The sequence below is a fragment of the Devosia honganensis genome, assembly GCF_042648785.1.
Taxonomy (GTDB): Bacteria; Pseudomonadota; Alphaproteobacteria; order Rhizobiales; family Devosiaceae; genus Devosia; species Devosia honganensis.
In genome coordinates this window covers 1-18,270 of sequence record NZ_JBHRYD010000001.1, presented here as the reverse complement: position 1 = coordinate 18,270, position 18,270 = coordinate 1, and the positions used below count along the sequence as shown (strand labels likewise).

At 65.7% G+C, this 18,270-nt stretch carries 15 protein-coding genes and 1 riboswitch; of the genes, 7 read left to right on the top strand and 8 right to left on the bottom strand.

What is annotated here, in order from left to right; all coding sequences use genetic code 11:
* The first annotated feature begins 100 nt into the window (after positions 1-100).
* The 3 genes from ACFOOL_RS00075 (at position 101) to iolG (ending at position 2,083) form a co-directional block, all read left to right on the top strand.
* Positions 101-412, top strand: a complete 312-nt coding sequence (locus ACFOOL_RS00075) for an integration host factor subunit alpha (RefSeq protein ID WP_380093751.1) — start codon at positions 101-103, stop codon at positions 410-412.
* Positions 413-439: 27 nt separating this feature from the next.
* Positions 440-895, top strand: coding sequence for a MerR family transcriptional regulator (locus tag ACFOOL_RS00070; RefSeq protein WP_380093749.1), 456 nt, complete (start codon positions 440-442; stop codon positions 893-895).
* A 150-nt stretch (positions 896-1,045) separates the two neighbouring features.
* Complete coding sequence (gene iolG, locus ACFOOL_RS00065) at positions 1,046-2,083, top strand: inositol 2-dehydrogenase (protein WP_380093748.1); 1,038 nt, start codon at positions 1,046-1,048, stop codon at positions 2,081-2,083.
* A gap of 1 nt (position 2,084) precedes the next feature.
* Here the strand turns inward: iolG and iolB are convergent, their stop codons facing one another.
* From iolB to ACFOOL_RS00030, 7 genes are all read right to left on the bottom strand, one after another.
* Entirely contained in the window at positions 2,085-2,885 is an 801-nt protein-coding gene (iolB, locus tag ACFOOL_RS00060; RefSeq protein WP_380093746.1) for a 5-deoxy-glucuronate isomerase, read from the bottom strand.
* A complete protein-coding gene (locus tag ACFOOL_RS00055) occupies positions 2,830-3,084 on the bottom strand; it encodes a hypothetical protein (protein WP_380093745.1) in 255 nt (84 codons plus the stop codon). Before ACFOOL_RS00055 ends, iolB begins: the two co-directional genes overlap by 56 nt.
* A 68-nt stretch (positions 3,085-3,152) precedes the next feature.
* Complete coding sequence (gene iolE / locus ACFOOL_RS00050; RefSeq protein ID WP_380093743.1) at positions 3,153-4,070, bottom strand: myo-inosose-2 dehydratase; 918 nt, start codon at positions 4,068-4,070, stop codon at positions 3,153-3,155.
* A 184-nt stretch (positions 4,071-4,254) separates the two neighbouring features.
* Entirely contained in the window at positions 4,255-6,102 is a 1,848-nt protein-coding gene (gene iolD / locus ACFOOL_RS00045) for a 3D-(3,5/4)-trihydroxycyclohexane-1,2-dione acylhydrolase (decyclizing) (protein ID WP_380093741.1), read from the bottom strand.
* A 390-nt stretch (positions 6,103-6,492) separates the two neighbouring features.
* Positions 6,493-8,412 (bottom strand): bifunctional 5-dehydro-2-deoxygluconokinase/5-dehydro-2-deoxyphosphogluconate aldolase, encoded by a 1,920-nt coding sequence (locus ACFOOL_RS00040; protein WP_380093740.1) that lies wholly within the window; start codon positions 8,410-8,412, stop codon positions 6,493-6,495.
* Positions 8,413-8,481: 69 nt separating this feature from the next.
* The gene (locus ACFOOL_RS00035; protein WP_380095880.1) at positions 8,482-9,267 is read right to left on the bottom strand and encodes a MurR/RpiR family transcriptional regulator; all 786 of its coding nucleotides are present in this window, start codon (positions 9,265-9,267) and stop codon (positions 8,482-8,484) included.
* Positions 9,268-9,463: 196 nt separating this feature from the next.
* The gene (locus tag ACFOOL_RS00030; RefSeq protein WP_380093738.1) at positions 9,464-10,399 is read right to left on the bottom strand and encodes a DMT family transporter; all 936 of its coding nucleotides are present in this window, start codon (positions 10,397-10,399) and stop codon (positions 9,464-9,466) included.
* A 100-nt stretch (positions 10,400-10,499) separates the two neighbouring features.
* Positions 10,500-10,641: riboswitch (FMN riboswitch) on the bottom strand.
* A 180-nt stretch (positions 10,642-10,821) separates the two neighbouring features.
* Between ACFOOL_RS00030 and ACFOOL_RS00025 the strand changes: the two genes are divergently transcribed.
* Complete coding sequence (locus ACFOOL_RS00025; RefSeq protein ID WP_380093736.1) at positions 10,822-12,240, top strand: MFS transporter; 1,419 nt, start codon at positions 10,822-10,824, stop codon at positions 12,238-12,240.
* A gap of 181 nt (positions 12,241-12,421) precedes the next feature.
* Here ACFOOL_RS00025 and ACFOOL_RS00020 read toward each other — a convergent pair whose 3' ends face one another.
* Positions 12,422-14,428, bottom strand: a complete 2,007-nt coding sequence (locus tag ACFOOL_RS00020; RefSeq protein ID WP_380093735.1) for an aldo/keto reductase — start codon at positions 14,426-14,428, stop codon at positions 12,422-12,424.
* A 160-nt stretch (positions 14,429-14,588) separates the two neighbouring features.
* On the opposite strand from ACFOOL_RS00020, the gene ACFOOL_RS00015 reads away from it, so the two are divergent.
* From ACFOOL_RS00015 to ACFOOL_RS00005, 3 genes are all read left to right on the top strand, one after another.
* Positions 14,589-15,500, top strand: a complete 912-nt coding sequence (locus ACFOOL_RS00015) for a helix-turn-helix domain-containing protein (protein ID WP_380093733.1) — start codon at positions 14,589-14,591, stop codon at positions 15,498-15,500.
* A 529-nt stretch (positions 15,501-16,029) separates the two neighbouring features.
* Positions 16,030-16,965 carry a hypothetical protein gene (locus ACFOOL_RS00010; protein WP_380093731.1) on the top strand — a complete coding sequence of 312 codons (936 nt, stop codon included), beginning with the start codon at positions 16,030-16,032 and terminating at the stop codon, positions 16,963-16,965.
* 65 nt (positions 16,966-17,030) lie between these two features.
* Positions 17,031-18,065, top strand: coding sequence for a hypothetical protein (locus ACFOOL_RS00005; protein ID WP_380093729.1), 1,035 nt, complete (start codon positions 17,031-17,033; stop codon positions 18,063-18,065).
* The last annotated feature ends 205 nt before the right edge of the window (positions 18,066-18,270 follow it).

The window sequence follows — 18,270 nt, the reverse complement described above, 5'->3', positions numbered from 1 at the left end:
GCGCGCGGCTCGTGCGAGTCGCGCCAACGGTGGAGATATTGGCGATTTTCCATGCCGTACGCCTGGGAAACCGGTCATATGGCGATATTTGGGGGTGCGAATGGCGCAGAAGACGGTAACGCGGGCCGATCTGGCGGATGCGGTTTACGGCACGGTGGGATTGTCCCGGACCGAGTCGGCCGAACTGGTCGAGCGGGTGCTTGAATTGATCACCGACGCCCTGGTGGAGGGCTCGAACGTCAAGCTGTCCTCTTTCGGCTCCTTCCAGGTGCGCTCCAAGAACGAGCGGATCGGCCGCAACCCCAAAACGGGCGAGGAAGTGCCGATCCTGCCGCGGCAGGTTCTTGTGTTCAAACCCAGCAATGTGTTGAAGTCGAAGATCAACAAGTCTATGGTCTCCGCTGGAAAGTAAGGCTTTATCGCCAGAAGGATCAGCGGTTTGGACAAGTCGCCAGACGCATTCCGGACCATCTCGGAAGCTGCCGAGGAACTCGACCTTCCCCAGCATGTCCTGCGCTTCTGGGAGACGCGCTTCTCGACCATCAAGCCGCTGAAGCGCGGCGGCGGCCGGCGCTATTACCGTCCCGAGGACGTGATGCTGCTGCGCGGCATCCGGCACCTGCTTTACGATCAGGGTTTTACCATCAAGGGCGTGCAGCGCATCCTCAAGGAGCAGGGGCCGCGCTATGTCATCGCCGTGGGCGAGGGCAGGGGGCTCGACGAGATCCTGCCCATGATCGAACAGGCGGAGGACGCCGGCGACGAAGCCGAGCTCGAGGAAGCCGCCATGCTCGCCAGCCCCGCCCTCGACGAGGAGGCGCGCAACAAGCTCTCCGACGTCCTGCGCGAACTGCTCGAATGCAAGCGCCTGCTCGAACGCGCCCGCGAGCATTAGGATCGCCCCCCTCCCCAACCCTCCCCTCAAGGGTGAGGGATCGCGCGTGGGGCTGGAATTCCCGTTCCAAATCCACCGCAAACCGTCTATTCATTCCGTCGATTTCGGGCCGGTCCGGTTTCCGGTCCAACAGGGTGGAGGGTTCCCGTCATGACCACAAATTTTGGCCTGCTCGGCGCCGGCCGCATCGGCAAGGTGCACGCCCGGGCCGTCACGTCCAATCCCAAGGCGCGCCTAGTGGCGGTTGCCGATGCGATGGCGCCGGCCGCCGCTGAACTGGCCGCCGGCTATGGCGCCCAGGTGCGCAGCATCGAGGCCATCGAGGCTGCCGCGGATATCGACGCGGTGATCATCTGCACCCCCACCGACACCCATGCCGAGCTGATCGAGCGCTTCGCCCGCGCCGGCAAGGCGATTTTCTGCGAGAAGCCGATCGATCTCGACGTGGAGCGGGTCAAGGCCTGCCTCAAGGTCGTCGATGCGGCGGGCGCCACCCTCATGGTGGGGTTCAACCGCCGCTTCGATCCGCATTTCCAGGCGGTGCGGCAGGCCATCGACGCCGGGCAGATCGGCACGGTGGAAATGGTCACCATCGTCTCGCGCGATCCCGGGCCGCCGCCGCTCGACTACATCAAGCGCTCGGGCGGCATTTTCCGCGACATGACCATCCACGACCTGGACATGGCGCGCTTCCTGCTGGGCGAGGAGATCGAGACCGTTTCCGCCCAGGCCTCGGTGCTGGTGGACGAGGCCATCGGCGCGGCGGGCGATTATGACAGCGCCTCGCTCATGCTGTTCACCGCCTCGGGCAAGCACGCCACCATCTCCAATTCGCGCCGCGCCAGCTATGGCTACGACCAGCGCATCGAGGTGCACGGCTCCAGGGGCGCCGTCGCCGCCGAGAACCAGCGCCCGGTGTCGATCGAGCTGGCCACCGAAGCGGGCTATACGCGGCCGCCGCTGCATGACTTCTTCATGACCCGCTACACCGAGGCCTATGCCCGCGAGATCGCCGCCTTCATCGACAGCGTCGAGGCCGGGACGCCCGCGGTGCCCAGCGGCGCCGACGGGCTGATCGCCCTCGCTCTGGCCGATGCGGCGCTGAAATCCGTCGCCGAGGGCCGGGCCGTCAAGGTCAGCGAAATCACCGGCACCCTGGCCGACAAATCGGTGTTCCGGGGGCGATAGCCTATCCCAGCAGCCACTCATGCTCGGGCGCATTGTGGAATTTCCACACCCGCCTGGGCCCGGCCATGACGTTGAGGTAATAGAGGTCGTAGCCCGCCGTGGTCGCCACCGGGTGGTAGCCGCGCGGCACCAGGGTCACGTCGCCATCCTCCACCGCCATGGCCTCGTCCAGGCTGCGGTCGTCGGTATAGACGCGCTGGAAGGCGAAGCCCTGGGGCGGGTTCATGCGGTGGTAATAGGTTTCCTCGAGCCGGCTTTCGTGCGGCAGGTTGTCCTCGTCGTGCTTGTGGGGCGGATAGGAGGAGGTATTGCCTTGGGGCGTGATCACCTCCACCACCAGCAGGGAATGGGCGGCGCCATCGTCCTCGGGCATGATATTGTGGACGTGCCGCACATTGGCGCCCTTGCCGCGGGTGAGGCGCGGATGGGTTCCGGGCGGGATGGCCCGGGCGTGGAAATCGCCGCCGCCCGGCGCCGAGCAGATCGCCAGTTCGAGCTCGGTGGTGGCGTCGACGGCCCAATTGCGCCCCGCCGGCACGTAGAGCGCCCAGGGCGCGCCCTCGAAGGGGTTCATGCGCTCGCCCAGTTCGCCGAAATCCTCGCCATCGACGGCGAAGCGCCCCTTGCCGCCTACCAGCACGAGGCACACTTCCCGCTCCTCCGTCGCCTCGCCATAGGTCTGGCCGGGCGCGAGACGGTGCAGGGCGAAGCCCACATGGGTCCAGCCCGCCGAGGCGGGGGTCACCTCATGGATCTTGCCGGTCTTCGCTCTCGGCCGGATCAGCAGGGGGGAGTGCGTCATGAGCCTGCTCCTTGGGAAAGGCGTAGAAGAAATTATAGGCGGCATAGGCCAGGGCGGCGCCCACCAGCACGGCCCAGAACATGTCCCTGGTGAACAGCAATTCCCAGCCCAGCCACAGGACGAGGAAGCACGTCACCGCGACGCGCCGCCACAGCGGCTGGAACCAGGTCACGTCGTTCTGCTTGAGCTTGAGCGCCATGGGGGCCGCTGTCCTTTTGTTCGTCGTTCATCCCGCGCCCGCTCCATAGCACAGGGGGCACGGAAATCTCACCCCTGGGGAAAGCCCTGCGTTTCCACCGTATAGCCGGCGGCGTCCATCACCCGCATGAGCTCCTTGTAGCCGATCCGGGCCATCTCGAGCGGCGGGTTCTTCCTCGGGTCCTGCTCCGCCTCGACCACGAACCAGCCCTCATAGCCGTGATCGGCGAGGCGCTGCACGATGGCGCCGAAATCCAGCGAGCCGTCGCCCGGCACGGTGAAGGCGCCCAGCGCCACCGCATCGAGGAAGCTCTGCCGGTCGCGGTCGAGCCCGTCCACCACCTCGCGGCGGATATCCTTGACGTGCACATGGTTGATGCGGGCATGGTGATTGTCGATGGCGCGCAGCACGTCGCCGCCGGCAAAGGCCAGGTGCCCGGCATCGAGCAGCAGCGGGATGCCCTCGCCCGAATGACGCATGAAGGCGTCGAGCTCCGTCTCGGTCTCCACCACGGCGCCCATGTGATGGTGGTAGGAGAGGGGCATGCCCTGGTCGGCGCACCATTCGCCGAACGCGGTCATGCGGCGGGCGTAATCCTTCATCTCGTCCTCGCCAAGGCGCGGCTTTTGCGCCAGCGGCACCTCCCGCCGCCCCTGGATGGAGCGGCCCACCTCGCCATAGACGATGCAGGGCGCGCCGACCGCCTTGAACAGCTCGATCATGGGGGCGATGCGGTCCTTGTTGGCCGCCAGCTCCTCGTCCACCACCGTGCCCGAGAACCAGCCCCCGCACAGCGTCACGTCGGCGGCCCTGAGGATGGGCAGCATCACCGCCGGGTCCTCGGGAAAGCGCCGCCCCTTCTCCATGCCGGTGAACCCGGCCGAGCGCGACTGCCGCAGGCACTCCTCCAGCGACACGTCATCGCTCAGTTCCACCAGATCGTCGTTCCACCATGCGATGGGCGACATGCCGAGCTTGGCTTTCACTGCATTTCTCTCCTGCGCTGTTGCGCCAAAATACCCCTCACCCGTCCCGGCCTCTGGCCGCTCTTCCCTCTCCCGCAAGGGGAGAGGGAAGAGCGGGCGATTGTGCGAGCCACGATACCCTTCTCCCCTCGTGGGAGAAGGTGCCCCGAAGGGGCGGATGAGGGGGCCTTCGTTGCCTGCCGCCTTATCCCGCCCGCTGCGCCCGCAAGGCCTTCACATAGGCCTCGCGCGCCGCGTTCACCTCGCTGCGCTCGCTCACCTCGGGCACCGCCACGTCCCACCAGTGCCCGCCCGCATCGGTGGTGATCAGCGGGTCGGTGTCGATGACGAAGACCGAAACGCCCTCCGTTCCCTCGCTCTCCTTCAGTGCTGCCTCCAGCTCGGCCAGCGATTGCACCTTGCGCGCCCGCGCGCCCAGGGCGGCGGCGTGGGCGGCGAAGTCCACCTGCGGCAGCGCCACGTGATGGGTGTCGCGGAACAGATTGTTGAAATTGGCGCCGCCGGTGGCCATTTGCAGCCGGTTGATGCAGCCATAGCCGGAATTGTCGAGCACGACGAAGGTGAGAGTCAGCCCCATCATCACGGCGCTGACGATTTCCGAGTTCATCATCAGATAGGAGCCGTCCCCTACCATGACGACGACATCGTCGTCCGGCCTGGCCAGCGCCACGCCGAGGCCCGCCGCGATCTCGTAGCCCATGGTCGAAAAGCCGTATTCGAGGTGGTAGCTGCCCGGCCCCTCGGCCCGCCACAGCTTGTGCAGCTCGCCCGGCAGGCCGCCGGCGGCGCAGACCACGGTGGCGTCCCGGCGGCCGCGCTGCACCGCGCCGATCACCTGCGCGTCCGAGGGCAGCTCGGCATTGGAGGCGGCGCGGGCGGCATCGGCCGCGTCCAGCCAGTCGTCCTTGCCGGCGCGCGCTTTCGCGGTCCAGCCCGCATCCACCCGCCAGCCGGCCAGCGCCGCGCCCAGCGCCTCGAGGCCCACCCGTGCATCGGCCACCAGCGGCAGCGCGTCGTGCTTCATGGCGTCGAAGACCTGCACGTTGAGCCCGACGATCCTGAGACCGTCATTCTTGAACAGCGCCCAGGAGCCGGTGGTGAAATCCTGCAGCCGCGTGCCCACGGCCAGCACCAGGTCCGCCTCTTCCGCCAGCGCATTGGCGGCGGAGGTTCCGGTCACCCCGATACTGCCCATATTGAGGTCGTGGTCGTGGGGCAGGGCGCTTTTGCCCGCCTGCGTCTCCATCACCGGAATGCCGTGTGCCTCGGCAAAGGCGGCGAGGCTGTCGCTGGCCTGGGAATAGAGCACCCCGCCGCCGGCGATGATCACCGGCTTTTCGGCCCGGCGCAGCGCCGATGCCGCCTCGGCGAATTCGTCGGCATCCGGCATGATGCGGCGCGGCACCCAGATTTTTTCGGCAAAGAAGTTTTCGGGATAGTCATAGGCTTCCGCCTGCACGTCCTGGCAGAGGCTCAGCGTCACCGGGCCGCATTCGGCCGGGTCGGTCAGCACCTGCATGGCCCGGCGCAGGGCGGGGATGATCTGCTCGGGCCGGGTGATGCGGTCGAAATAGCGGCTCACCGGGCGGAAGCAGTCATTGGCCGACACCGTGCCGTCGCCGAAATCCTCCACCTGCTGCAAGACCGGGTCGGGCAGGCGGTTGGCGAAGACGTCGCCGGGCAGCAGCAGCACCGGCAGGCGGTTGACATGTGCCAGCGCCGCCGCCGTCACCATGTTGAGCGCGCCCGGCCCGATGGAGCTGGTGCAGGCCATGAAGCGGCGGCGGAAACTGGCCTTGGCATAGGCGATGGCGGCATGGGCCATGCTCTGCTCGTTCTGCCCGCGATAGGTGGGCAGCACGTCCTTGACCGCGTGCAGCGCCTCGCCCACCCCGGCCACATTGCCATGGCCGAAAATGGCCCAGACCCCGCCGAAGATCGGCACCGTCTCGCCATCGATCACCGTCTTCTGCGCCGTCATGAACCGCGCCACGGCCTGCGCCATCGTCAATCGAACTGTCTTCTGGCTCATCGCCGCTCTCTCCAAATCCGTCAGGGGTGCTCCCGTATTCTTTCCCCGGCCTCCCCTTCGTCATTGCCGGGCTCGTCCCGGCAATCCACCTCGCGGGGCCGTCTGGACCACCGGAACAAGTCCGGTGGTGACGCAGGTGAAGAATTCACAGCCTCCCCCTCATCATTCTCCTTCGTCATTGCCGGGCTCGTCCCGGCAATCCACCTCGCGAAGCCGTCCGGGCCACCGGAACAAGTCCGGTGGTGACGCAGGTGGAAGTTCGGTAAGCCCTCCGCCTCCCCCTCATCATCCCCCTTCGTCATTGCCGGGCTCGTCCCGGCAATCCACCTCGCGAGGCCATCTGGACCACCGGAACAAGTCCGGTAGCGATGCAGGGAATGGGTCAGGCCCTCAGCTTCCTTCCCAGACCTCCACCAGCGCCCCGAACCGCCGCGCCATGTCGGCGACCGCCGCCTCGTCGCTCATCGTTCCCTCCAGCCATTGCCGCGCCGCGTCGGCGAAGATGGTGCGGCCCACCGCGAACCCCTTGACGCGGGGCGATGCCTTGGCGGCCCGGAACCCGGCTTCCAGTTCCGCCTGCGGGGCGTCGAGCCCCAGCAGCACGATGCCGCGGCACAAAGGATCGCGCGCCGCGATCACCGCCTCGGTGCTCGCCCAGGCGGCGGGGCTGGCCTGCGGCTCCAGCTTCCACCAGTCGGGCTTGATGCCCGCATCGTAGATCGCGGCGAGGGCGCGCGCCACCGTGTCTTGTTCAAGCGGTCCGTTCCTGCCGGCGATGATCTCCACCAGCAATTCCCGTCCGATGGCGCGGGCGGCGTCGAAGGCGGCGCGCAGCTTGCCGATCTGGGTGGCGCGCAGCTCCGCCGGATCGTCGGGATGGTAGAAGCAGAGCACCTTGATGCAGTGGTCGACCGGCCATTCCACCAGGCGCGAACCCAGATCCTGGGTGAACTCGAATTGCAGCGGGCGCGAGCCGGGCAGCTCGATCGGCTTGCCGATCCAGAAATTGCCGATCGCCCCGGCGGCGTAGAGCGCGTCGCGCCCGTATTTGTCGTCCAGCAGCATGCCGAAGCCGTCGCGTCCGCCGGCCACCTGCGCCGCGGCGCGCACGGCCAGCACCTTGAACTCGGGTATGCGCGCCAGCATCTGCGCGTCGCCGCCGGCCATGTCTTCGAACTGGCTGCGATGGTCGATGGCCAGCGCCATCAGCCTGGGGATGTCCCGCCGCCGCGTCGTCGCCCAATGCACGTGGTTGATCGCCTCGTCCTTGCGCAGGGCGCGCTCGGCGCTGCCGTGGTCGAGGAAGAAATTGAGCTCGGTCCAGGTGGGGATTTCCGGGGCGCAGAGCAGGCGGCTCACCGCGAAGGCGCCGCAGGCATTGGCCCAGGTGGCGCTGGTGGCGTGCGGCTCGCCGCGCAGCCAGCCGCGCAGGAAGCCGCTCATGAAGGCGTCGCCGGCGCCCAGCACGTTATAGACCTCGATGGGAAAGCCCTTGCCCACGATGCCCTGTTCGAGATCGTCGGGAATGGCGCCGTCATAGACGATGCAGCCCATGGGTCCGCGCTTCAGGACGATGGTCGCGGAGGAGAGCGACCGGATCGTCCTGAGCGCGTCATGCAGGCCGGCCTGGCCGGCTGCAATGAGAACCTCTTCTTCCGTGCCCACGATCAGGTCGCATTCGGGCAGCACCGTGCGCAGATGCGCCGAGACCGTGTCGGAGGCGATGTAGCGGCTGTCGCCGGCGTCGTGCCCGGCCAGCCCCCACAGATTGGGCCGGTAGTCGATGTCGAAGACCACCTTGGCGCCATTGGCGCGGGCGATGCGCATGGCCTTGCGCTGCGCCGCGTCGGAATGGGGCTGGGAAAAATGCGTGCCGGTGACCAGCACCGCCCGTGCCGAGCGGATGAAGGCCTCGTCCACGTCGTTCTCGTCGAGGGCGGCGTCGGCGCAATTGTCGCGATAAAAGATCAGCGGGAAGGAATCGTCGTTCTCCACCGAGAGCAGCACCAGCGCCGTCAGCCGCTCCTTGTCCGTGACGATGCCGGCGGTCTCGACGCCCTCGCGCTGCAACTGCTCGCGGATGAAGCGGCCCATCTGCTCGTCGCCGACCCGGGTGATCAGGGCCGATTTCAGCCCCAGCCGCGCCGTGCCCACGGCGATATTGGTCGGGCAACCGCCCACCGATTTGGCGAAGCTGCCGACATCCTCCAACCGCGTGCCGATCTGCTGTCCGTAAAGATCGACCGAGGCCCGGCCGATGGTGATCACATCGAGCGTCTTGGTGCCGTTTTCGGCCTCGCTTCCAGACATGCCGCTCCTCCGTCAGGTTGTCAGAAATGAAACACAGGTTCTAAAATAAGGCAAGATAGAATAAAAATTCTAGACCCTTCGCTGCCGGCGCTTTTCGGCCACCGAGACGGTCAGCGCCATGGCCAGGGCCATGCTGGCGGAAAGCGAGCGGAAGCCGGCATGGTCGGCCTCCACCACGTCGAACCGGACATCGGCGCATGCGGCCAGCGGCGAGAGCGCCGAATCGGTCAGCGCCACCAGCGGGACGCCGTTGGCCGCCAGCGTTTCCGCCTGCCGGGCGCTTTCGGTGGCATAGGGCGAGAAGCTGACGGCAAAGCCCGCGTCGCGGGGCGTGGCCAGCGCCAGCAGGTCGTCGTCGATGCCGGCCTCGGTGCCGGCCAGTTGGCAGCGCACCCGCAATTTGCCGAAGGCATAGGCCATATAGGCGGCGATGGGGAAGGCGCGGCGGCGGGCGACCAGATAGATGGTCTCGGCGCCGGCCAGCAGGTCGGCCGCCCGCTCGAACTCCGCCGCATCGACGCTGGCCGAGAGCGCTTCGAGGCTGGCCTGGGCGGCGGCGACGAAATTGTCGAAGATGGCGGCGCCTTCGCCCTTTTGCGCGCCGCCCGCGCCCAGTTTGCGCAGCCGCTCCTCATAGGAGGGCGTCCGGCCGATCAGCCGGGCCCGGAAAATCTGTTGCAGGTCGGAAAAGCCGCCAAAGCCGAAAGCTTGGGCGAAGCGCACCAGCGTCGAGGGTTGCACGCCGGCGGCGGCGGCGATGCTGGCGGCGGTGCCGAAGGCGATCTCGTCGGGATGGTCGAGCGCATAGCCGGCCACCTGCACCAGCCGTTTCGGCAGCGTCGACTGGCGCTCCATTATGGCGGCGCGCAGGCCGTCGAAATCCTGTGCGGCGACGCGGATGCGATCGGTCAAGAGCCCGCTCCCTGGAATATTCGTTCCAGATTTGGAACAGATTGTGCCCCGGGGCAAGAAAAAGGGCGAACCCGTTGATGGATTCGCCCCCGATGCAGTGGAAAATGCTAACGATGTGCTGGCATTGGCGCCGGCGATGTTACGCCGGTTGCAGGCGCGTCGGCTCCTCGCGGCTCTCGACCCAGAAGATGAAGGCCGAGGCCCCGGCGATCAGCGCCGCGCCGGGCCAGAACCAGATCGAGGGCACCTGGCCGAGCAGGATCCATCCCACCAATCCGCTCAGCGGCACCTTGAGGTCGCTGAACGGCTGGAGATAGGTGGCGTCGGCCAGCTTGTAGGCGAAGCTCAGCAGATATTGCGCCCCGGCGGTCAGTGCGCCCAATAGCAGCAGCAGGAACAGGCCGTTCCCCTCGGGCAGGCCGAATCCCAGCCCCGCCGGCATCCAGCCCAGCGCGTTGACGGCGAGCAGGATGAGCAGATGGTTCGGGGTCATCAGCACCAGCAGGGAAACCGTAATGGTTTCAGGGCTTTCCTCGCGCGCCAGATATTTGGTCAGCACGTCGTTGGCGGCCCAGAGCGCGGCGGCGAGGATCGGCACGAAGGCCTGCCAGCCAAGCTGTTCCGAGCCTACGCCCGAGACCAGTATGGCACCGACGAACCCGGCCAGCGCCGCCCCGATCCGGGCCGAGGACACGCGCTCGCCCAGGAACAATGTGGAGCCCAGAACGATGAATAGCGGGCCGGTGGCCAGCAGCGTCACCATCTGCCAGATCGGCACGCCCGAGGCGAAGCCATAGACGAAGACATGCACGCCCAGCGCCGAGGCGAAGGCCCGGGCCTCATGTGCCAGGGGGTGGCGCGTGCGCAAATTATTGAGGCCTATCCGTAGGATAAGGGGCAGGGCCAGGATGGAGGCAATGAGATATTGCCAGAAGGCCATGCCGGTGGAGTTCATGCCGAACTGCCAGGGCAGGATGGATTGCAGCGTGTTGGTGCCGGCAAAAACCAGGCTGGCGGCCAGCATGAACATGGCGCCGGATGCGGCGCCGTGGGCAGTCGAGGAAATCTGGTTCATTCGTCGTCCTTTCCGTAACCAGTTTCCTCAGGGTTACGGGAGACGACAGGCCGGAGAACGCACGGGCCAACGGCCTGCGCGCGCCGGCAAAGGCGCTTGGTCCCGTTCTCTTTCATCCGGACTGTGACCGTCGGCTCCGGGATTGCACCGGATCTGCTGACCTCCCCGAAAGGAGCGCTCGCGGGCTTGGCATCGCTGCCTTTACCGCCGGTGGGGAATTTCGCCCCGCCCTGAGAACAATGCAGGAAAAACCTGCATGCCGATATTTAGGGCAGGGGGCCGCGAAGGACAAGTAAGCACAAGGGTGTAACCATGGGAGGGCGGATGTCGGCGCAGGGCAGGGCGGCGAAAACAATGCCTCCCCTTCCCAACGCCGTGGCCGTAGATTAGCAAGTCGATTCTTGTTTAATTGGATATTTTCGATGTCTGATACTGTCGAGGGCCGTTGGGCCGAGATTTTCGGACCGCGTTACCTGCCGGTGACGGTGATCCTGTGCCTGGGCGTGTCGCTGTTTGCCTTCAACGCCTTCCTGTCCTCCACCGCGCTGCCCTCCGCCGTTCAGGAACTGGGCGGCATCGAGGTGATTTCCTGGGCGACCACGCTTTATCTGGTCCTTGCCATCGTGGGCGGGGCGGCGGCGGCGATGCTGAAGCGGCGGATGGGGTCGCGCTGGTCGCTGCTGTCCTTCGCCGGGATTTTCCTGGCCGGAACGCTGATCGCCGCCATGGCCGGCGACATGGCGCAGGTGCTGGTGGGCCGGGCCATTCAGGGCTTTGGCGAGGGCGTGGTGGCGGCGCTGTGCTTTGCGCTGATTCCGGAGCTGTTCCCCAGCCGTCTGGTGCCCAAGGTGTTCGGCATGCAGGCGGTGGTCTGGGCGGTGGCAGCCTTTGGCGGACCGGCCGGAGCGGGCGCCCTGACGGAGCTGATTTCCTGGCGCGCCGCCTTTCTGATCAACGTGCCGCTGGTGGCGATCTTCTGCACCATGGTACTGCTGGTGGTGCCGCGCGGCGGGCGGGTGAAGCAGGCCAGCGGCTTTCCCGGCTTGCGGCTGCTGGCGATCGGCGGCGGCACCATGCTGGTGGCGCTGGCCGCCATCGCGCCCTCCGTGCAGGCGGTACTGCTGCTCGCCGCGGCGGCGGCGACGCTTGCGGGGGCCGTCTGGCTGGACCGCCGCAGCGTCCAGCGGCTGATGCCGCCCGACGCGTTTTCCCTGCGCACGGCGGTGGGATCGGGCCTGTGGGTGTTCCTGCTGATGCCGGTCGCCGGCGCGGCCACGGCGGTCTATCTGGTGTTGCTGTTGCAGCAGCTCTGGGATTATGGGCCGACCCTGGCCGCCGCCGTCGGCGCGATCATGGCGGTCGGCTGGAGCCTCGCCTCGGTGACGGTCGCCAATGTGCGCCGCCGTTCGACGCGGCATATCCTGATCCAGGCCGGGCCGGTGCTGCTGGCGCTGGGATTGCTGGCGGTGCTGGGCGGACTGCAATGGACCTCGCCGGCCCTGCTGGTGGTGGGGCAGGTGGCCACGGGCCTCGGTTTCGGCATGTCCAATGGCTACATCATGCTCACCATCATGGAGGCCAGCAGCGACGCGGAGCGCGACCGGACGTCCACCCTCCTGCCCACCACCCAATCGGCCGGCAATGCGCTGGGCGCGGCACTGGCCGGCGTTGCCGCCAACGCCGCCGGCTATGCGCAGGCTCCGGACAAGATGGCCATATTGGCGAGCATCGTGCCGCTTTTCGCCATGGCGATAGCCTTTGCCGCGCTGGCCTTCCTCGCGGCGCTGCGGCTGGTGCGGCTGGCCAAGGTGACCCCGGTGGGCACGTTCGCCGAGGAATAGCCGGGGCTGAATGCCCGCGATGAGTGTCACCACCAAGCCGGGCAATGACGAAGACCGTTGCCGTTGGGGGAGGGCTGGGGGTGGCTTTGCGGATCACCGAAGGACCCCCACCCCCGACCCCTCCCCTCAAGGGGGAGGGGAGCAAAGGCACCGACTCCGCCTGACAATGAAAGGTGCCGGCTCAGCCCTCTTCGAGCCACTTCACCTGTTCGGGCGTCAGGCTGATCTCGAAGGCCTTGAGGCTGTCCTCGAGTTCGAGCAGGCGCCGCGGCCCGATCAGCGGCACGCTGGGGAAGGGCTGGGCGAGGACATAGGCCAGGGCAATGTGGATGGGCGAATGCCCGAGCTGCCTGCCCAGCTCGATCGCGCGGTCGCGGCGGCCGAAATTCTGCTCGTTATACCAGCAGCGCACCAGTTCCTCATTGTCGCGCTTGTCCCGCCCGGCAAGGTCGGTGAAGAAGCCGCGCGCCTGGCTCGACCAGGAGAAATTGGTGATCTGCCGGTCGATCAGCCATTGCTTGAACTCGGGCGTGGCGGCCGTCACGCAGCCATCCCAGATCGGGTCGAGCATTTCGGCGAGGGCGAAATTGTTCGAAAGCGCCTGCGGCTTCGTCTTGCCGGTGCGCTCCGCATAGGCGATGGCCTCGTCCATGCGCTCCCGGGTCCAGTTGGAGCCGCCGAAGGGGCCGCGGATGCGTCCGGCCTTCACCTCGGCATCCATGGCATCGACGAACTCCCCGACCGGCACGTCGGGATTGTCGCGGTGCATGAAGTAGATGTCGACATAATCGGTCTGCAACCGGTCCAGCGACTGCGCCAGTTGCTTGCCGATGACGTCCGGATAGACCAGCGGTGAATGCGCGCCCTTGCCGATGAGCACGGCCTGCTCGCGTACGCCGCGGCTCTTCTGCCATTGGCCGAACAGGGTTTCGGTGTAGCCGCCGCCATAGATGTAGGCGGTGTCGAAGAGGTTGCCGCCCCGTTCCCAGAAGGCGTCGAGCAGGATGGCGCCGGACGGGAAGGTCTTGAAATCCTCGAAGCCCAGCGCCACGGCGGAGGCCGGCTTGTCCAGGCCCGGGATGGAGCGCCGGGGGATGATGCCGCTATTGGGGCCCAGCGGGCGGTTGTCGAGCGTCCTGGTGCGCGTGGCGGGCGTTTCCACCGAGAAGGCGATGCCGGCGTCCTGGCGCCATTTGTCGAGAACCCGCAGATTGCCCAGCGTGTCGTCCCAGCTCATGCCGGGCACGTCGAATTCCTGCTTCCCGGCAAGAATGGCCAGCGACGCGGCGTCCGCCTCGAAGGAATAGAGATGGGCGGTGGCGTTGACGCTGATGGTCTCGGTCCTGCCGTCCCTGATGACGTCGATATGGCCCAGGCCCTGGTCGCGGTCGCCGCCGGCGAACCAGAAATCGGGCACCTCGATGCGGCCTTCCGAGCCGTGGATGCGCAGCACATTGTCCAGATTGGCCATGACGGCGCAGGACACCTGGGCGACGATGCCGTTGTCGAAGGTGAGGATGGCGGCGGCCCAGTCATCGGTGCCTTCGGCGTTGAGGGCGGCGGTGCCGGCGATCCTGACCGGATCGGCGAAGGGCCGGTCCTGCGCCGCGCCGGCGAGAAGGCGGGCCATGGAGACCGGATAGCAGCCCACATCCATGATGCCGCCGCCGGCCAGGTCCGAGGCGAACAGCCTGTGCTCCGGCTGGAACGTGCCCATGGAGAAGCCGAAGCTCGACTGGATCATGCGGATCTCGCCGATGGCGCCGGAGCGGATCAACTCAATGAGCCGGGCGGTCTGCGGGTGCAGGCGATACATGAAGGCTTCGCCGGCGAAGGTGCCGGCCTTGCGGTGGGCGTGGAACACCGCATCGGCCTCGTGGGCGGAAAGGGCCAGCGGCTTTTCCACCAGGACGTGCTTGCCGGCCTGGGCCGCCTTGATGGCCCATTCGGCATGGCCGGGATGGGGCACGGCGATATAGACCGCGTCGATCTCCTTGTCGGCCAGGAGCGCGTCGTAGCCGTGCACGATGCGGGCGCCGGGGAAGGTTTCCGCCAGGCCGGGCCGGTCGGGATTGCGGGTGGCGATGGCGGCGAGCACGCCATGGCGGCTGGAGGCGAGGCCGCCGCGGAATGCCTTGGCGATGCTGCCCGGGCCGATAATGCCCCAGCGGATCTTGGGTTCGGTCATATCAGGTTCCTCACGAAGATGCCGGATCGTTGTCCGGCGGCCCGGCGGCAGCCGATGGCGCTGCCTTTTTCGATTGCTCCGGGACCGAGTGGTTTCTAAGTTAGCGCGCCCGAATGAGCCATACCCTTTCATCGGCCATGCGGACCGGGCGGAAAGTAAGATGGATTCTCGCCTCTATTACGAGCCTTTGGCAAATGGCGTCGAGCGCGCGCCCACGGCGCTGCAGATGTTCCACACCACGCCCCGCATCATGCGCGTGGCGCATTGGCACGCCCAGGTGGAGGTGAACTATATCGTGCGCGGCTGGGCGCACTACCGCATGGCCGGGCACGATGTGCGGTTCTCGGCCGGCGATTTCGCCCTGTTCTGGGGCGGGCAGCCGCATCGGCTCGACGATATCTCTGACGATCTGGTCTATGCCGGCGGGCATCTGCCGCTGGTGCATTTCTTTCGCCTGCGCCTGCCGGCCGGGGTGCAGTCGCGGCTGATGCAGGGGGCCACGCTGGTCTCGTCCGCCACCGATGCGGCCGATCCGGTCAATTTCCTGCGCTGGGTGGAATATGCGCGTTCGGGCGATGCGATGAAGGCCAGCCTGGCGGTGGACGAATTGCTGTTGCGCATCGAGCGCCTGCATTTCTCCCCCTATCGCCTGCTGCCCGAAACCGCGGCGGTGCAGGACGAGGGCGGGCTCGATCCGCACATTTCGCCCATCGTGGTGCGCATCTGCGACTATATCGCCGCCAATTTTCGCGAGGAGATCGATTCCATCGATATCGCCGTCGCCGCCGGCATCCATCCCAAATATGCCATGACCGTCTTCCGCAAATGCACGGGCATGACGCTCAACGACTATATCAATCTCATGCGCCTGTCCTATGCGCAGGCCATGCTGATGAAGGACGGGGCGAGCGTGCTGGCGGTGGCCATGGAGAGCGGTTTCGGGTCGCTGAGCGCCTTCAACAAGTCGTTCCGCCGCATTGCCGGCATGTCGCCCAGCGATTTCCGCCGCGATGTCCGCAGCCGGCCGGCGGTTGCGGCGATGGCCACATTGGACCGCGCCATCGCGCCGTGAGCGGAAAATTGAGCGAGGATAATTTTCCACGCCGCGAACGGGGAAACATCATCCGGCTTTATAAAGTGCTGTCAACAAGGAAAAATCCAAAATCTAACTTTTTGTTAAGAAAGTGTGGACGATTGGGCGGTTTCATGGCAGTATTCTGTCCTTCAAACGAAGTAAGTGGCTCACGAACCTCGGGAGGGTGTGACCAGTGAAAGTTTATACGCGCCGATAGGCGTAAAACCCGCTCCTTCAGACAAGTTTATCTTGCATTCTGCGTCCTGTGGCGCAGTAGAGCAGTCCTTGTCTGCATAATGCGGTAAAAGACTATCATCAGAGCAATTGTTTGATTTTCACGCGGCGCCTTTGCGGTTCCACGAACGAGCAAACCTGCTCTGCTGGTGCGGTATTACTGGCAGATTTGTCGATAACGCCGAAAGCTGTGCTTTCTGCGCAGAGATGTTCTGTGTCCAGGAATGCCGGAGTACGCCGCGACCGGAATAATCCGGCGCGGTTCAAAAGGGAAGCAAACTGGAGAACTACCATGAAGAAACTTGTATTGGCCTCGGCGCTGTTCAGCGCCACGATGCTCAGCATTCCGGCGGCATTTGCTAGCGGCATGTTTCCGCCATATTTCCCGCCGTACACGCCCCCGCCGCCGCCCCCGCCCACTGTTGATCTGCCGAGCTGCGACACGCTGTGCGATCCGCTCCGCGACGACATCCGGCAGAAGCTCGAAGGCTTCCAGAAGGCGATCAACATGATCGTCGATGTCGATGATGCCACCGATATCGTCCAGACCGCCGTCAATGCCGGCAACCTGGTCAATCTGGACTCCGTCGTCTTCACGCTGGGCACGGTGGATCAATATGCCGATGTCAGCCAGTTCGCCTTCAACCTGATCGATGGCGGCAAGGGCAGCACCTTCCAGAACCTGGAACAGGCCGCCACCAATGTCGTGAACTCGATCACCGGCACCACTGCCTGGAACATCAAGCAGGAAGTGAAGGACCACCAGGTGGCGCTCAACACCATTCTGGGCGGTTCGGGCGGCTATGACGCCGATCTCGATGGCGCGCTGGAAGATGCCATGACCCAAAGTGCGGTCAACGCATCCAATCTGGTCGATATCGACAAGTTGAAGAACGACATCGTCCAGACGTCGACCAATAGCCAGACCGCCATCAATACGGCGGTATTCCAGAGCCAGCCGATTTATTATGGCCCCTATCCTGCCGGCTATATCGATGCCGACGTCTGGGATCTCGGCCAGTCGGCGACCAACGTGACCAACAACGTCTCGGTCGGCGATATCGATCTGAGCGGCGCCTGCGCCTGCGACTTCGAAGTGTCGCAGTATGCCGACGCCGGCCAGCTGGCCAAGAACTACCTGTCGACCTTCGGTGACGTGAACAACATCATCCAGTCGGCGACCAATGTGGCCAACTCGATCAGCCTGCCGTCCACCAACGGCGACTGACCCTCACACGCTCCACGGGTCGCGCCATCGGCGCGGCCCGCCTTGCTCCTTGAGGAATAGATGAAATGCGCCGCCTCGGCCTTGCCTGCATCGCTGTCCTGGTTTCGTCCGGCGTCGCCCTGGCGCAGGATGAAGTCGCCTTCGAGCAGTTTGCCGACGGCTCGCAGGTCGCCGACAACGAAGTCAGCGTCGATACGCTCGAGGCCCTGACCGACCGGTTCCTCACGGAAATGCTGGATTTCAGAACTCTGGGCAGTCTCACCCAGAAGGGCAGCAATAGTGTCAACACCATCGAATATAGCGGCAGCGTGGGCAATGTCGTGCAGCGCTTCCATGGCGAGCAGTCCGTCTCCAACGTCGCGGCGCTCGGCAGCTATGCGGTGGCGGGCGTGCTGTTCCAGGAGGGCACGAACATCGCCGGCGTGGCCTCGGCCCAGACCCTGACCTTCGCCGACCAGCTCTTCGCTTCCGATGCGCGGCAATTGATCTTCAACAGTGCCGAACTGGGTCTGCTGACCGGTTCGGTATCGCAACGCGGCAGCAATACCGCCAATATGGCGATTGCCGAATACGCCATCGGCACGGCCAACCAGACCATTGCGCTGGGCGCGGTGCAGCGCATCGACAACAGGCTGCAACTGGCGGCAGGCGCCAGCATCGACGCCCATATTTCCCAATATGGCGAGAATTTCGGCAATGTCATGCGCTCCGAAGTCGTCGAGACGGCGACGCGCACTTTTGCCGGCGACCAGATCGTCCACAATGTGGCGACCTTGCAGGAGCTTTCCGACGCCCGTATCGAACAGCACGGGATCAATGTCGCCAATCTCGTGCAGTCGAGCCGCATCGGCTCGATCAGCCAGGTCTCGATCGGCACCCAGACCGTCATCAACGAGGTCTACGGCCCCGACGGGCAATTGCTGACCGGTGGCAATATCGTTCAGACCAGTGACAGCATGGTCAACGTCACCATCCTGACGGCGCCCGAGGGCGGCAACGACAACGGGGTGCTGTCGGTCGACCAGAATGCCGGTTTCCCGCAATCGTCCAACGCCAATGGCGGCTCCCAGAGCGGCAATACGGCGGTGATCAGCCGATAATCCGGCGCGCCTTTCCCCCAATCGAACAGAGCTATCGCAGAGGATGAATCTGTATTCCCGGCCCCCGCGCCTCCCTCAGGGGGGAGGGGTCATTTCAGGCTCTTGGCTCAATTTATCTCCCACACCGGGCTTCCCTCGGGCTTGACCCACTGCTGTCCGGTTAAATTTTCTGGACTACGTGCATGACATTGATTCTACTTCGTTT

Coding starts and splice junctions, on each gene's coding strand:
- ACFOOL_RS00075 (WP_380093751.1), top strand. CDS start 101: ATGGCGCAGAAGACGGTAACGCGGGCCGATCTGGCGGATGCGGTTTAC.
- iolG (WP_380093748.1), top strand. CDS start 1,046: ATGACCACAAATTTTGGCCTGCTCGGCGCCGGCCGCATCGGCAAGGTG.
- iolB (WP_380093746.1), bottom strand. CDS start 2,885: ATGACGCACTCCCCCCTGCTGATCCGGCCGAGAGCGAAGACCGGCAAG.
- ACFOOL_RS00055 (WP_380093745.1), bottom strand. CDS start 3,084: ATGGCGCTCAAGCTCAAGCAGAACGACGTGACCTGGTTCCAGCCGCTG.
- iolD (WP_380093741.1), bottom strand. CDS start 6,102: ATGAGCCAGAAGACAGTTCGATTGACGATGGCGCAGGCCGTGGCGCGG.
- ACFOOL_RS00040 (WP_380093740.1), bottom strand. CDS start 8,412: ATGTCTGGAAGCGAGGCCGAAAACGGCACCAAGACGCTCGATGTGATC.
- ACFOOL_RS00035 (WP_380095880.1), bottom strand. CDS start 9,267: ATGGAGCGCCAGTCGACGCTGCCGAAACGGCTGGTGCAGGTGGCCGGC.
- ACFOOL_RS00030 (WP_380093738.1), bottom strand. CDS start 10,399: ATGAACCAGATTTCCTCGACTGCCCACGGCGCCGCATCCGGCGCCATG.
- ACFOOL_RS00025 (WP_380093736.1), top strand. CDS start 10,822: ATGTCTGATACTGTCGAGGGCCGTTGGGCCGAGATTTTCGGACCGCGT.
- ACFOOL_RS00020 (WP_380093735.1), bottom strand. CDS start 14,428: ATGACCGAACCCAAGATCCGCTGGGGCATTATCGGCCCGGGCAGCATC.
- ACFOOL_RS00015 (WP_380093733.1), top strand. CDS start 14,589: ATGGATTCTCGCCTCTATTACGAGCCTTTGGCAAATGGCGTCGAGCGC.
- ACFOOL_RS00010 (WP_380093731.1), top strand. CDS start 16,030: ATGAAGAAACTTGTATTGGCCTCGGCGCTGTTCAGCGCCACGATGCTC.
- ACFOOL_RS00005 (WP_380093729.1), top strand. CDS start 17,031: ATGCGCCGCCTCGGCCTTGCCTGCATCGCTGTCCTGGTTTCGTCCGGC.